We start from the raw sequence: 14592 nt of genomic DNA, 5'->3' as shown, positions 1-14592 counted from the left end.
AGGATCATTCCTTGCATCATCAACAACTTCGCAGGAAGACGCACTAGTTATAGCAACAAAAATTTGTTCAGATAGAAAAACTGAAGGTTTAGAACCTTAATGAATTTTAAAACGAAGATATAAAGCCTTCATAAATTTTTAAAACAGTATAAAGCATTTTTTAATATTAAATAATTCAAAATGAAAATAAAGATTCTTTTTTCTCTGCTTTTTTTTACCACTATTGTTTTTTCACAAAACAAAGGATTAGTATATTATGGTTACATAGAAGCCTTACTTGATGGCAATGCAAAAGGGGCTGATAGCAATGCTTATCTTGTTTTCAATAAAGAACAGTCTTATTATGTCACGGCCAAAGATAGTTTAGAAAAAACGGCTAAAATTAACTCAATGACTGTTTACAAAAAAAATTACGAAGGAAAAAGGGAATATACGGGTAAACGAAGTGCCCAAGGAGATCAGGTAGTCTATAATATAAAAGCAAATACCATGTGGTCGAATTTATATTTTGACAAACAAATTTACGTTAAGGATGAAGCCACTAAACTAAATTGGAAACTAAGTACAGAGTCAAAAAAAATTGGTAATTTTTTATGCAAAAAAGCAACTACTTTTTTTAGAGGTCGTAACTATACCGCGTGGTATACCTCTAAGATTGCAATACCTTTTGGACCATGGAAATTGCATGGATTACCTGGACTAATTTTAGAAGCCTACGACACGGAAAAAAATGTTTATTGGTATTTCAAGAGCGCTGAATACCCATCAAATACTAAAGAAAATGTAAACTCCATCAGGAAAGCAAAAGGAGGAAAACCCATACAATTTGTAAATCAGACAGCCTTCAATAAATTTCGTTTAGACAGACAGGAAGAAGCCATTGATGTAAATAGAATGAATCAAAAAAACTTTAAAGGAGTAATTTTTATTGATCCAAAATTATCCGAATTATTTGTAGAATTTGAATAAATGAAAAAAATAATTTTACTGTTCCTTATTTTACCAATTTACTGTTTTTCTCAACAAATAAAAATAAACGGGACTATTTTAGACAACAACAACAGAGGCCTTGAAAATGCTTCTATTGTTGTTTTTGATACGTCTGAAAATATTTTAGGTTTTAAATACAGCGATGAAAAAGGAATCGTTAATTTAAGCCTTGAAAAAGGGACATTAGAATCCATTAGGATTGAAATTACAAATTTAGGCTTTGTAAAAAAAGAACTAAAATTTGATTTGAAAACAGATAAATCATTTACGTTTACTATTTCTATGCAGGAAGACGTAGAAACATTAAAAGAAGTCATCATTCAATCAGATCAGAAAATCCGAATAAATCAGGATACTACATTCATAAAAGTAGATAAATTTTTAAATAAGACAGAACAAACCTTGGAAGATGTTCTGAAAAAATTACCTGGAATAAAAGTGGAAGTTGATGGTAGTATTAAAGCTCATGGTAAAGCAATAGACAAATTACTTATTGATGGCGATGACCTTTTTGATAAAAATTACAAAATATTATCAAAAAACCTGGATGCAAAAGTTCTAGATGAAGTACAAATTTTAGACAATTTCGAAGAAAATCCAATTTTGAAAAACCTATCAAATTCCGACAAAGTAGCCTTAAACATTAAGTTTAAAAAAGGGTATTCAAATATCTGGTTTGGAAACACTTCTTTAGGTCTTGGAACCAAGAATAGATCCAAACAAAGTCTAAACTTAGGACTGTTGAGAAAAAAAATAAAATTTTTTTATTTTGGTGATTACAACAATATTGGCGAAAAATCAACAAACTTAATTACTGGTAATCAAGAGTCTATAGATTTTTCTGATTTCAACGGGAGAATAGAAAAAAAGACAAAAATGCTATTTAAAATCAATAGCAACGAAAACACACAATTTAACACCACTCAAAGTTTATTTAACAAAGCACTTTTAAACTCAATAAGCGTAAGTTCAAAAATAACTGATAAAATTAAACTTAGAGCTGTTGGGTATTATTTAAACGACAAACAAAATCAAAATTCCAGTGCTTTAACGGAATACAATATTGACCCAAATCCGATTATTTTTTCTGAAAGCAATACCTACAGAAATACTAAAACATTAGCGTCGACAGAACTAGAATTAAAGCTTTTAGCAACTAAAAAAAGCTATTTCACAAATTATTTTTCTTATCAAAATAACCCTGAAAAAGTGTTTGATGATTTAGTATTTAATCAGAACATAATCAATCAAGATTTAAAAAATAAAAATGAATCTTTTTATAATCATCTTCAAAACACATATTCAATAGCCGAAAATAAAATATTAACCAATTATTTTTATTTTGGAAATAATAAAATAAACCAGAATGCAACTATAAAATCTGATTTATTGAACAATTACCTTGACAACGATTTAAATCAAAACGTGTTACAAGAAGTAAATAACAAACTCACTTATTTTGGATACAAAACGACTTTGATTATAAAGAAAAACCATTTAGAGAGTAACTCTACTTTAACCTTGGAAAGCAATAAAGAGAGGCTTAAAAGCATTTTAAAGAATCCCGAAAATTTTGAATTCTTGAATAATAATACGATTTTCAGTCAAAAAATTATCAGCTTAAACCAAAATGTAAAATATTTTATCAGCAAACAAATTCAATTTTCATCAAATATTAATATTTCAAAAAACAGCATTAATGACCAAGATTTCTTTTTATTAAATCCTAGTTTAAAACTTGAATTTTCACTAAAAAGAATAGGTCGATTAGGATTTAGCTTTGATTATAACTCTAAATTACCTGAGAATAATATATTGTCCCCAAACAATCAACTTAATTCATACAGAAGCTTTTTAAAAGGCGAACAAGAAATTCAAAAAATGTACGGAAAAGTTTTTTCAGTAAACTATTCATTGTTCAATACTCCAAAAAGATATTCTATAGAAGCTTCATTACTCTATTTTAATACAACGTTAGACTATAACATAGAAAGCACCATTGACCAAAATTTCACTCAATCCAATTACTTCATAGCAAGAGGAGGCGAGAACACAATGAGCAACTTTGGTTTAACAAATTACTTTAGAAAGTTAAAATTGGCAACAAAAATCGAATCAAATCAAAATTGGTCAAACAATCCAATAAAAATCAATTCTAATACGACGGAGATCATAAAAAACTATTATAGTAGCTATAAAATATCAGGGACTACATTTTTTAAAAAATTTATTAATTTCGATTTTGGATATAATTATAATTTTTTCCAATCCAATTACAAATCAAATATTTCAAAAAACAAAACTTCTGATTATTTTGTAAACATTAATCATACATTTAAAGGAATTTGGATAGCAGAATTAAAATACAATTTTTATAATTTAGATTCAAAAGACTATACTTTTATAAATGCATCATTATCATACCTTCCTAGAGAAAGTCATTTTTCATATTCCATAATATTGAATAATCTAGCCAATGAAAATACATATTCAACACAGTCAATTAGCTCCTATTCCTATTTCAAAACTACAATAGATTTAGTGCCTCGATATTTTTTATTCACAACAAAATACCGTTTTTAAAATCGATTATTTTCAATAAAATTATGAATCACAATTGGGAAAGGAAAAGTTCTCAAAGTTTCCCCATCAATTCCGTTTTCAATTGTCCCTTTTACAGATACTTTCCAAAACTTGATATGTAAATGTTGGTGTGACAATTTATGAATGATACTTTTTTCATTGTATTCTAACATACTTATAATTTCATATTGGCCGCTAAAATCAGTTTGCATCTGAGCAGCAACACAATCAAAATCTTCTTCTTTTTCTGTTTCTATCAAAGGGAACTCATATAAGTTGTGCCAAATTCCTTTAGCCGTTCTTTTCTGGATAATTGTATTCCCTGTTTCATCTTCCAAAACCAAATAATTAAAGTATCGGCTTCTAACTTTTAGTTTCTTGGATTTTACAGGCAATTGATCGACTTTGTTTTTTTGCAAGGCGGCGCAACTTTCGTTGAAAATACAAATGCCGCAATTCGGACTTTTAGGAACGCATTGCAATGCACCAAACTCCATGATGGCTTGATTGAACGTTGCCGGATTAGCTTCGCTCAGTTCGGCTCCGCCTCGAGTGTCTTTTGGCATCAGTTCGAAAGCCAAAGCAGCGAATTCTTTTTTGGCGGAAGCCTGAGCAATATCCGTATCCATGTCGAAATAACGAGACAAAACCCGGAACACATTTCCATCAACAACCGGAACGGCTTCATTATAGGAGAAAGAAGCAATTGCCGCCGCGGTATATTCTCCTACTCCTTTTAATTTCAATAAGTCATTATAAGTTCCCGGAAAAACTCCCGATAAATCAAAAGCGATATGCTGTGCTGTTTTATGTAAGTTTCGAGCTCTGGAATAATATCCTAATCCCTGCCAAAGTTTCAAAACTTGTTCTTCATTGGCTTTCGCCAAATCAAAAACGGTAGGAAAAGCGGTTGTAAAAGATAAAAAATAAGGCATTCCTTGTGCAACACGCGTCTGTTGTAACATGATTTCAGAGAGCCAAATAGGGTATGGATTAGTGGTATTCCTCCATGGTAAATCGCGTTTATTTTGTAAATACCATTGTATTAGCAAGTTAGAAAAAATCATGTTTTAATTATTTGTTAGCAAAAGTAAAAGTTTATGTGATTAAAATTTAATGAATTAGCTTGAATAATTGTTTTTTAAATTCCTATATTTGCAAACTCAAAAAAATAGTACAACATTATAAATAGGAAAGAAAATGACGAAAGCAGATATCGTAGCAAAAATTTCAGAAAAATTAGGTCTTGAAAAAGGAGATGTACAGGCAACTGTAGAGACTTTTATGAATGAAGTAAAAAATTCATTAGAAACTGGAGACAATGTTTATTTAAGAGGTTTTGGAAGTTTTATAGTGAAGACTAGAGCTGAGAAAACAGGAAGAAATATTTCCAAGAATACAACAATAAAAATTCCTGCACACAACATTCCTGCATTCAAACCTGCAAAAGTATTTGTAGAAGGAGTGAAAACAAATAACGAAGCAAAATAACAATATTAATTAATCATAAAATCTACAAGATATGCCAAGTGGTAAAAAAAGAAAGAGACATAAGGTAGCAACGCACAAACGCAAGAAAAGAGCGAGAGCTAACCGTCACAAAAAGAAAAAGTAGTTTTAAACTACTTTTTTCTTTTTAAACGTTCATTGAAATTGAGAATTAGTAATCAGTATTCAGTTTTTAGTATTCAGTTAACTGCGTACTTACCACTGCAAACTGCCAGCTAATTTTCCCCGGGTTCAATACCTGTTAAAATATTGTTTAATCCATTTGTTCGCCTTGGCGAATAGATAAAAAATTTACAGTGTGAATAAAGAATTAATCATTAGATCTAGTTCTGAAGCCGTAGATTTTGCCTTATTAAAAGATGGAAAACTAATTGAATTACACAAAGAAGAAGAAAAAAGCAACTTCCAGGTTGGTGATATTTTTATTGCCAAAATCAGGAAACCAGTTGCCGGATTGAACGCTGCTTTTGTAAATGTAGGCTTCGAAAAAGATGCCTTTTTACATTATCACGATTTAGGTCCTAACTTATCTTCCCAACTGAAATTCATAAAACTTGTAAGCGCAGGTAAATTAAAAGATTTCTCCCTAAAAACCTTTCAGTTTGAAAAAGAAATAGATAAAGATGGTACTATCACTGATATATTAAGTGCCAATCAATCTGTTTTAGTACAAGTCGTCAAAGAACCTATATCTACAAAAGGACCAAGAATTAGCGCTGAGCTTTCTCTTGCCGGAAGATTTATAGTTTTGGTTCCGTTTTCTGACCGCGTTTCTATTTCACAAAAAATAGAAGACAAAAAAGAAAAAGAACGCTTGAAACGATTAGTACAATCCATCAAACCAAAAGGATTTGGTGTTATTGTTCGCACAGTAGCCGAAGGCAAAAATACAGCCGAATTAGAAAAAGATTTGCAGAACCTGCTCAGCAGATGGACTGCAATGTGTAAAAAATTACCAACTGCTCATCATCCGTCCAAAGTATTAGGAGAACTCAACAGAGCCTCTTCCATATTAAGAGATGTATTTAATGATACCTTCAGCGGTATTCAGATTGATGATGAAGAGTTGTACAACCAAACAAAGGATTATTTGCAAGAAATTGCACCTTCAAAACAATCAATTGTTAAGTTTTATCAATCAAAAGACACACCTATTTTTGAGAAATACAACATAGAGAGACAAATCAAAACTTCTTTTGGAAAAACAGTATCCATGAGTAAAGGAGCTTATCTTATTATCGAACACACTGAAGCTTTGCACGTTATAGACGTAAACAGCGGAAACCGTTCTAATAAAGCCACCAACCAGGAAGATACCGCCATGGAAGTCAATATGATTGCAGCTGCCGAAATCGCAAGACAATTACGTCTTCGTGATATGGGCGGAATCATCGTAGTTGATTTTATCGATATGTCAAATCCTGAAAATCGTAAAGTTTTGTTCGATTTCTTGAAAGAAGAAATGAGCGACGATAAAGCGAAACATAAGATCTTACCTCCGAGCAAATTTGGATTAGTTCAAATTACAAGACAAAGAGTAAGACCAGAAGTAAACATTAAAACTAGAGAAGAAGATCCAAACAATGAAAATGCGGAGATTGAAGCTCCAATATTAATCATTGATAAAATTGCTTCTGATTTAGAAAGAATTTTAAAAACCCACAAAGACGTTGTGCTTAATGTACATCCATTTGTGGCTGCATACCTCAGTAAAGGTTTTCCATCATTACGTTCAAAATGGTTTCTTGAACATAAAAAGTGGGTGAAAATCATACCTCGTGACGCTTACACGTATTTAGAATATCATTTCTACGATAAAAAAGAAAATGTTATTATAGAATAGATTCTGAAATAAATTCAGAATAAAAAACCGCCTTTCGTGAGATTGGCGGTTTTTTTATGTCTTTTTATTACTGATAAAACCGTAAATTTAAACAGCTTGCAGTTTCAAAGCACTTCTCTTTATTTGGAGAAATATAAAAGTAATTAGAACTCCTACTATAGACATGCCAACACCAACTAAGTTGGGAGACGCATAACTAAATCCAAACACCAAAGGCAATCCGCCAAGAAAAGCCCCTAAAGCATTTCCTATATTAAATGCGGCTTGTATCGCAGCCGAAGCAATCATTTCTGCACCTACAGCCGTCTGAATCATAAGCACCTGTATTGGAGCCACAACCGCAAAAGAAATACAACCCGTAGAAAACACTAATGCCAGAGTCATATACTGGTTTGAAGAAAAGAAATACACTAATAATAAATCCAAGGCCATTATAAAAAGCAACATTACAATTGTTTTTGCAGGAGAAAATCTATCTGCTAATTTTCCTCCGATAAAATTTCCAAAAACCATTCCTAAACCAGCTAGGATTAAGATATAAGGCACATCTCCAGCTGAAAATTTAGAAATATCTGTGAGTAACGGAGCAATATAACTAATCCAGCAAAATAACCCCCCAAAACCAAAAGCAGTAATTGAAATGATTAGCCAGGCTTCTGTTTTTTTGAAAAACTGTAACTGACTTTTAATTGTTTCTTTGGCGCCAGCTTTTAGATTTGGCATCCAAAAATAAAGAGATACAAAAGTTAAAACCCCAACAATTGCAATTATTATAAACGTATAACGCCACGTATAATGATGCCCAATATAGGTTCCTATTGGCACTCCCGCAAGGTTTGCAATTGTCAATCCCGAAAACATGATAGAGATAGCCTGCGCTTCTTTTCCTTTGTCAGCCAGACTGCTGGCAACAACAGCTCCAACTCCAAAAAAGGCACCGTGAGGCAATCCAGAAAGCAATCTTGTAGCGAATAAAAATTCATAATTGGGCGCAATAATCGAAAGCGCATTGAAAAAGGCCAGCATAGCTGCCAAAATCAAAAGTATTTTTTTAGGAGGGTAATTTCTCGCAATGATGACCAATAAGGGCGCGCCAATTACAACTCCTAAAGCATAGGCAGAAATTAAATGTCCGGCTACCGGTATTGAAATCTTTAAATCTGATGCAATGTCGGGCAATAAACCCATCATCACAAATTCAGTTATTCCTATAGTTAAACCGCCCAATGAGAGCGCGATGAGACTTTTCTTCATTTTGTTTTATAAAAATATTAATATGAGTGTTTTGAAATCGATTGTTTTTTCATCGGACAAATTTATTTATAACAAATTCAAACAAGTTGTATATTTGCAATATAAAATTGTAATTATACGCTATGCCTAAATTAAATCAATTTGAAACATTAGTTATTGATGAATTCGAAGAAGACAAATTTCACCTTCCCAATCACAGTCATACCTATTATGAAATCATCTACATAGTAAAAGGAAACGGGATTCATCATCTGAACAATAATTTATTATCCTATAAAACGGGAGATTTATTTGTGATTTCACCTGACGATGAGCACTATTTTGACATTAAAAAAAGTACGCGTTTTGTCTTTATAAAATTTACCGACAATTATTTTAATTCCAATAAAAAGCTATCCTGTGATGAATTTCTGTTGAACACACCGGAAAATTTTATGAGGGATAAATCACTAAAAGAAAATGTCTTAAAACTAGATGAACCTTGCAAGACCATTTTAAAAAATACGATAGAAAACATTACTGCTTACAATAGCAAAACGAATGTTTCTTCATCGCCAATTGTTTTTTACCAAGTTTTGTCAATTTTCGGATTAATAAAGGAAACGATGCGCTGTATGAATATGCAAATTACAGGAACTGGTATTGATAACGAGCAAATCATATCTTATATTCATCAAAACATTTATAATCCAAAACTGGTTCAAATAAAATCAATTTCGACACATTTTAATATAGCCACTACCTACTTCGGCACGTATTTTAAACGAAGCTTTTCAATAACTTATAGAGATTACATTAACAACCTACGAACCAAATTAATCGAAAAAAGATTTTTCAACAACCAAGTGCCCATCAAACAAATTGCCTATGAATTTGGCTTTACAGATGAAAGCCATCTGTCTAATTATTTTAAAAAACAAAAAAACATGAAACCCAGCGATTTTAAGAAGCTGTAGTTTTTTCTAATTTAGGATTGTTTTTATTTTCTTCTTTCCACAAAAAATCGCTTCATCAACTCCGAAGCCTCATTTGCCAAAATTCCAGAAACAACAGTAGTTTTAGGATGCAATTGTGTTCCCATTTTTACAAAACCTCGATTTTCATCGCTGGCACCAAAAACAATTTTAGAAATCTGACTCCAATACAAAGCACCAGCGCACATCTGGCAAGGTTCCAGTGTGACATAAAGCGTGCACCCAATTAAATATTTACCTCCAAGAAAATTAGCTGCTGCAGTAATAGCCTGCATTTCGGCATGAGCCGTAACATCAACCAGCATTTCAGTAAGATTATGACCTCTGGCAATCACTTTATTATCAATTACAACAATAGCTCCAACAGGAATTTCGCCTTTTTCGAAAGCCATTTCGGCTTCCTGCAAAGCTTTTTTCATAAAATATTCGTCGGTGAAAGGATTTATCATAGCTACAAAAATAAGAATTCAATTCGTACATTTGCTTTATGTCAGATAATTTACTTTCAAACATCAATAACCCAACCGATTTAAGACTGCTTGATGAAGCACAACTTCCTCAGGTTGCTCAGGAATTACGTGATTTCATTATCGATATTGTGGCTGTAAAGGAAGGCCATCTTGGCGCCAGTCTTGGCGTTATAGAATTGACTATTGCTTTGCATTATGTGTTTGACACGCCAAATGATTTATTGATTTGGGATGTAGGTCATCAAGCCTACGGACATAAAATACTGACAGAAAGAAGAGAAAGTTTTCATACTAACAGACAATTGGGCGGTATTTCAGGTTTCCCAAAAAGAAGTGAGAGTATTTACGATGCTTTTGGCGTAGGCCACTCCTCTACTTCCATTTCGGCAGCTTTAGGAATGGCAATTGCTTCTAATTTGAAAGGCGATTTCAATAAACAACACATTGCGGTGATTGGAGATGCTTCTATCGCATCAGGAATGGCTTTTGAAGGATTAAATCACGCCGGAGTTACCGATGCTAATTTATTGGTTATTCTTAATGATAATGCTATTGGAATTGACCCAAGTGTAGGTGCTTTGAAACAATACCTCACTGCCGTAAAAGCAGGGAAAAATCCGAGGCAAAACAACATGATTAAATCTTTGAATTTTAATTATTCAGGTCCAATAGACGGTCATGATATTTTTGCTGTTATCAAAGAATTGAAACGTTTACAAAAAACCAAAGGACCAAAATTCCTTCATATCATTACCACCAAAGGAAAAGGACTGCAACAAGCCGAAGAAAATCAGGTAAAATATCATGCCCCCGGAAAATTTGACGCTGCAACAGGAGAAATTCACATCAAATCCGAAGAAAATCTACCTCCAAAATATCAGGATGTTTTTGGCTTGACCGTATTGGATTTAGCCATAAAAAATGAAAAAATTATAGGAATTACACCTGCAATGCCATCTGGAAGCTCGTTGAAATTTATGATGGAGGCTTTTCCAAAACGTGCTTTTGATGTAGGAATCGCCGAGCAACACGCTGTGACTTTAGCAGCCGGAATGGCAACTCAAGGAATGGTCGTTTTTTGTAACATTTACTCCACTTTTTTACAAAGAGGATACGATCAGGTGATTCACGATGTGGCTTTACAAAATCTGCCAGTGATTTTTTGTTTGGATAGAGCCGGTTTAGTGGGAGAAGACGGCGCAACGCATCACGGTGTTTTCGATTTGGCTTATTTACGTTGCATTCCTAATATGATTGTTTATGCGCCTCGCAACGAAATAGCATTACAAAATATTTTATACACCGCACAATTGGGATTAGATCATCCTATCGCTATCCGTTATCCAAGAGGACGCGGTGTTATTGCCGATTGGCAGACGCAACATCTTGGAACGTACAAAAAAATAGAAATTGGAAAAAGTGCTTGTATAAAAAAAGGTTCAAAAGTAGCCGTTTTATCCAATGGAACTATTGGCAATAATGTCACTTTGGCTATAGCCAAAATAAAGCATCCAGAAACCATTGCTCATTACGACTTTCCATTTGTTAAACCATTAGACGAAAATGCATTACACACCATTTTTACAGAATTCGCAACAATCATTACTATAGAAGATGGTGCCGTAAAAGGAGGTTTTGGAAGTGCAATTCTCGAGTTCGTCTCAGAGCATAATTATACCTCAAAAATAACGACTCTTGGCATTCCAGATGCGTTTATTGAACATGGAACTGTAGCTGAATTACAACAATATTGCAAAATTGACGTTAAAAGTCTTGAAATACTTTTTTCGAGTTATTAAAATAATTATTTTGCAACCTTAAACACAACTAGTCCAAAATGAAATTATTAACCTACACACTCCTTGTACTTACCTTTACAATCTCATTTAATAGTTTCTCCCAAGAAATAAGAATCACACCGTTATCTGACACACTTAGGCCTATAACGACGCTTTCTACAGCAAACAAACCGTTGAAAGTAGCATTTAAAATACAAACTCTGACGTATTATCTTCCATTATCCCATTGGAGTAAAAAAAACAGTTTAGGTTTTGACATCTCTGAAGTAGCCTTTGTCAACTGGAGTGCAGGGGGAACAAGTTCGATTTCAGGATTGTTTAAAGGAAAATTCCATAGAGTTTACGCCAGGAGCAATTACAACTGGTCGAATGAACTAATAGTTAAATACGGTTTGAATAAACAAGACGGAATCGACATACGAAAAACAGAAGATGCGATACAATTAAACTCCACATTTGGCTATAGAAAAGACACTCTTTCTAACTGGTATCATTCGGCTAAATTCAATTTTAACACGCAATTCACGAATGGTTATGCGTATCCAAATACTGAAAAAGCTATCTCAAAACCTTTTGCTCCAGCTTATATTTTTATGGGTGTAGGTGCTGAAAATATTGATAAGGATAAAAAAAGAACATTTTATATCTCGCCATTTACATTTAAAACAACCTTAGTTTTAGATCAAAGATTGGCAGATCAAGGTGCTTTTGGTGTTGCCAAGGCTACCTATGACCTGGAAGGAAATCTACTCACCGAAGGAGAAAGATCAAAAATGGAACTTGGTTTTTTAATAACCAATAAATACAAAAAAGAAATCTTCAAAAATATCAATCTGGAAAATCGTCTAAGCTTATATTCTGATTATGTAAATCGTTTTGGAAACATAGATGTAGATTGTGACTTTCTAGTAGAACTAGTGGTGAATCAATATGTAAAAGCCAATATTGGAGCACATGTTATCTATGACGATGACATCAAATCTAAAAGAGAAATTGCTGGAATACAAGTAACTGAAGGTCCAAAAACTCAGGTCCGCCAAGCGATTGGTGTTGGGATTGAATATATTTTTTAAAAATTAATTCTTCTTTCTACCATTAATAGTTTCAAATAATTCGAGCGCATTCCCATCTGTCAAAAGCGACACATAATGGCAAATATGGAGTAATCTACCATATAGATTCTCTTTTTCTAAATGGTGTTTCTCAGGCAACATTTTCATGATTAAGGAATCATAGTTGGACGCATTTCCGTTGAATTTATTATTGAAAGCCGTTATGAATTTATCTAACAAGGTTTGTATAATTTGGTACCCGACAATTTCTTTCTCGATGACTTCACGGCTTTGGTAAATGTTTTTAACGCTGATTTTAATGATATCATCCATCTGCGCTTTATACTTACTTTTATCCATGATGGCAAACGGGAATTTACCATCCATAATTAATGCTTCATTTTCGATAAAAACTTTCACAGCATCATTAATTAAACTACCAATTGCCAAAGCACGCAAATAACTGATTCTATCTTCTTTGGTTTCTAAAGTCTTGTATTTAGAGGTGTCAATACTGTCTTTTACCAATTTTATCAAATATTCTAAAGCAAAATCTTCAGAAACTAATCCTAAATTAATACCGTCTTCAAAATCAATAATGGTGTAACAAATATCATCCGCAGCTTCGACTAAATATGCCAAAGGATGTCTTTCGAAACCTATATTATCTCCGGATTTATTTGGAATCAAACCCATATCAGAAGCCACATCTTGAAAAAAAGCTTTTTCGGTTTGAAAGAAACCGTATTTTTTATCGGCTATGTCTTTAGTTGGTTTTTTAGGCAAGCTTTCTTTTGGATACTTCATAAAAGCACCAAGAGTCGCATAGGAAATTCGAAGTCCGCCTTCAATTCCGGGGCGACTAGCCGTCAGTACTGAAAACCCATTGGCATTCCCTTCAAAATCAATTAAATCCTGCCATTCTTTTGCGGTAAGCTGATCTTTGTATTGCTGTCCTTTTCCAATCGAAAAATATTCTCCAATAGCTTTTTCACCAGAATGTCCAAAAGGTGGATTTCCAATATCATGTGCCAAGGATGCCGCGGCAACAATAGCCCCAAAATCATTCATATGATATCCGTGAACTTCTTTTAAGTGTGGATATTTTTCGATGATTTTTTTACCGACTAATCGTCCTAAAGAACGCCCTACAACCGAAACTTCTAAACTGTGTGTCAATCTGGTATGTACAAAATCAGTTTTTGATAAAGGAATAACCTGTGTTTTATCCTGTAAACTTCTAAAAGCGGAGGAGAAGATAATACGGTCATAGTCAACTTCAAAACCCAAACGGGTATCGTCTTGTTCTACACGCAATCTTTTGCCTTTGTCGCCTTGTCGTCTTAGTGATAAAAGTTGTTCCCAGTTCATGATTTTATTTTTGGTATTTACAAGGAGCGAATATAAAGAAAAGGATGTGTTTAAAAACAAAAAAGCAGCCTAAAATGACTGCAATTTTTATCTTTTCTACTTTCTTACTCCCCAGAAAACAATTTCTTTTTTTCTACAAATTCATGCTTTTTCACCACATACGTAACGGACAATGTATCATGCCATCCTTTCTCAGTCATTAAAAAAGAAAAAGGCTCTAAAGGAATTAATCTGGAGACTGTTCGTATAATAATGCTTTTCATATTGGGTTTTGAACCGTCGTTTTTTACAACTAGTGTTTTTGTAAAATATTTAGCGAAGGTTCTGGAGAAATACATTTCGGTAATTGAGTAATAAAAAAACAGGATAACAAGTCCAAAAAAGAAGCTTTCAATTAGGCTTAATGATGTAACCCAATTCGACGCAGCATAACTATGAGTCAAATCTCCTATTATAATGATGGTGGTGCCAATGGTGATTTCAATGATATAAATAATCAATACATCGATAATGAAATTAAGGAAACGTTGGCTTTTGGAAGCTAATAAATCATCTGTAACAGTAAATTTTTTATTTTCCATAGTAGTTCGTATAAAAAATGATTACTTATAATGATAACTATCTCAAATATAGTGAATTATTTACAAATTTCAGAAGTAATTTCCTGATATTTTAGCCACTAATTACAGTGGAAATCCTTTTTATTTTTAAATAAAAAATAAAAATATTGTAACGAAAGCGGGACAC

The 14592-nt window shown here is 32.9% G+C and carries 12 protein-coding genes; 7 read left to right on the top strand and 5 right to left on the bottom strand.

The features are described 5' to 3' along the window. The first annotated feature begins 180 nt into the window (after positions 1-180). Together CLV00_RS05815 and CLV00_RS05810 are read left to right on the top strand one after the other, a co-directional pair. Entirely contained in the window at positions 181-969 is a 789-nt protein-coding gene (locus tag CLV00_RS05815) for a GLPGLI family protein (protein WP_099714246.1), read from the top strand. Beyond that, positions 970-3573, top strand: coding sequence for a hypothetical protein (locus tag CLV00_RS05810; RefSeq protein ID WP_099714245.1), 2604 nt, complete (start codon positions 970-972; stop codon positions 3571-3573). Here the strand turns inward: CLV00_RS05810 and mutY are convergent. Further along, entirely contained in the window at positions 3570-4640 is a 1071-nt protein-coding gene (gene mutY / locus CLV00_RS05805; RefSeq protein WP_099714244.1) for an A/G-specific adenine glycosylase, read from the bottom strand. The two genes, CLV00_RS05810 and mutY, sit on opposite strands and share 4 nt — an antisense overlap. A gap of 133 nt (positions 4641-4773) precedes the next feature. Between mutY and CLV00_RS05800 the strand changes: the two genes are divergently transcribed. Continuing rightward, positions 4774-5064 (top strand): HU family DNA-binding protein, encoded by a 291-nt coding sequence (locus CLV00_RS05800; protein ID WP_066080765.1) that lies wholly within the window; start codon positions 4774-4776, stop codon positions 5062-5064. Between the two features lie 316 nt (positions 5065-5380). Next, positions 5381-6925, top strand: coding sequence for a ribonuclease E/G (locus CLV00_RS05795; protein ID WP_099714243.1), 1545 nt, complete (start codon positions 5381-5383; stop codon positions 6923-6925). Between the two features lie 87 nt (positions 6926-7012). Here CLV00_RS05795 and CLV00_RS05790 read toward each other — a convergent pair whose 3' ends face one another. Beyond that, positions 7013-8179, bottom strand: coding sequence for an MFS transporter (locus CLV00_RS05790; protein ID WP_099714242.1), 1167 nt, complete (start codon positions 8177-8179; stop codon positions 7013-7015). 122 nt (positions 8180-8301) lie between these two features. Here CLV00_RS05790 and CLV00_RS05785 point away from each other — a divergent pair, with 122 nt between their 5' ends. Next, positions 8302-9135, top strand: a complete 834-nt coding sequence (locus tag CLV00_RS05785) for an AraC family transcriptional regulator (RefSeq protein WP_099714241.1) — start codon at positions 8302-8304, stop codon at positions 9133-9135. 23 nt (positions 9136-9158) lie between these two features. Here the strand turns inward: CLV00_RS05785 and CLV00_RS05780 are convergent, their stop codons facing one another. Continuing rightward, positions 9159-9602 carry a nucleoside deaminase gene (locus CLV00_RS05780; protein ID WP_099714240.1) on the bottom strand — a complete coding sequence of 148 codons (444 nt, stop codon included), beginning with the start codon at positions 9600-9602 and terminating at the stop codon, positions 9159-9161. A gap of 38 nt (positions 9603-9640) precedes the next feature. Between CLV00_RS05780 and CLV00_RS05775 the strand changes: the two genes are divergently transcribed. After that, positions 9641-11422 carry a 1-deoxy-D-xylulose-5-phosphate synthase gene (locus CLV00_RS05775; protein ID WP_099714239.1) on the top strand — a complete coding sequence of 594 codons (1782 nt, stop codon included), beginning with the start codon at positions 9641-9643 and terminating at the stop codon, positions 11420-11422. Between the two features lie 38 nt (positions 11423-11460). After that, entirely contained in the window at positions 11461-12495 is a 1035-nt protein-coding gene (locus CLV00_RS05770) for a DUF3078 domain-containing protein (protein ID WP_099714238.1), read from the top strand. Between the two features lie 3 nt (positions 12496-12498). Here CLV00_RS05770 and CLV00_RS05765 read toward each other — a convergent pair whose 3' ends face one another. Further along, positions 12499-13845: a deoxyguanosinetriphosphate triphosphohydrolase gene (locus CLV00_RS05765; RefSeq protein ID WP_099714237.1), complete on the bottom strand. Its 1347-nt coding sequence runs from the start codon at positions 13843-13845 to the stop codon at positions 12499-12501. Between the two features lie 104 nt (positions 13846-13949). Next, entirely contained in the window at positions 13950-14426 is a 477-nt protein-coding gene (locus CLV00_RS05760) for an RDD family protein (RefSeq protein ID WP_099714236.1), read from the bottom strand. Positions 14427-14592 lie beyond the last annotated feature (166 nt).

This window comes from Flavobacterium sp. 11, from assembly GCF_002754315.1.
In the GTDB taxonomy this organism is placed as follows: Bacteria; Bacteroidota; Bacteroidia; order Flavobacteriales; family Flavobacteriaceae; genus Flavobacterium; species Flavobacterium algoritolerans.
The sequence above is the reverse complement of the archived record's forward strand: the minus strand, read 5'-3'. Positions and strand labels throughout refer to the sequence as shown.

Coding starts and splice junctions, on each gene's coding strand:
- mutY (WP_099714244.1), bottom strand. CDS start 4,640: ATGATTTTTTCTAACTTGCTAATACAATGGTATTTACAAAATAAACGC.
- CLV00_RS05765 (WP_099714237.1), bottom strand. CDS start 13,845: ATGAACTGGGAACAACTTTTATCACTAAGACGACAAGGCGACAAAGGC.
- CLV00_RS05815 (WP_099714246.1), top strand. CDS start 181: ATGAAAATAAAGATTCTTTTTTCTCTGCTTTTTTTTACCACTATTGTT.
- CLV00_RS05770 (WP_099714238.1), top strand. CDS start 11,461: ATGAAATTATTAACCTACACACTCCTTGTACTTACCTTTACAATCTCA.
- CLV00_RS05810 (WP_099714245.1), top strand. CDS start 970: ATGAAAAAAATAATTTTACTGTTCCTTATTTTACCAATTTACTGTTTT.
- CLV00_RS05785 (WP_099714241.1), top strand. CDS start 8,302: ATGCCTAAATTAAATCAATTTGAAACATTAGTTATTGATGAATTCGAA.
- CLV00_RS05760 (WP_099714236.1), bottom strand. CDS start 14,426: ATGGAAAATAAAAAATTTACTGTTACAGATGATTTATTAGCTTCCAAA.
- CLV00_RS05780 (WP_099714240.1), bottom strand. CDS start 9,602: ATGATAAATCCTTTCACCGACGAATATTTTATGAAAAAAGCTTTGCAG.
- CLV00_RS05775 (WP_099714239.1), top strand. CDS start 9,641: ATGTCAGATAATTTACTTTCAAACATCAATAACCCAACCGATTTAAGA.
- CLV00_RS05800 (WP_066080765.1), top strand. CDS start 4,774: ATGACGAAAGCAGATATCGTAGCAAAAATTTCAGAAAAATTAGGTCTT.
- CLV00_RS05790 (WP_099714242.1), bottom strand. CDS start 8,179: ATGAAGAAAAGTCTCATCGCGCTCTCATTGGGCGGTTTAACTATAGGA.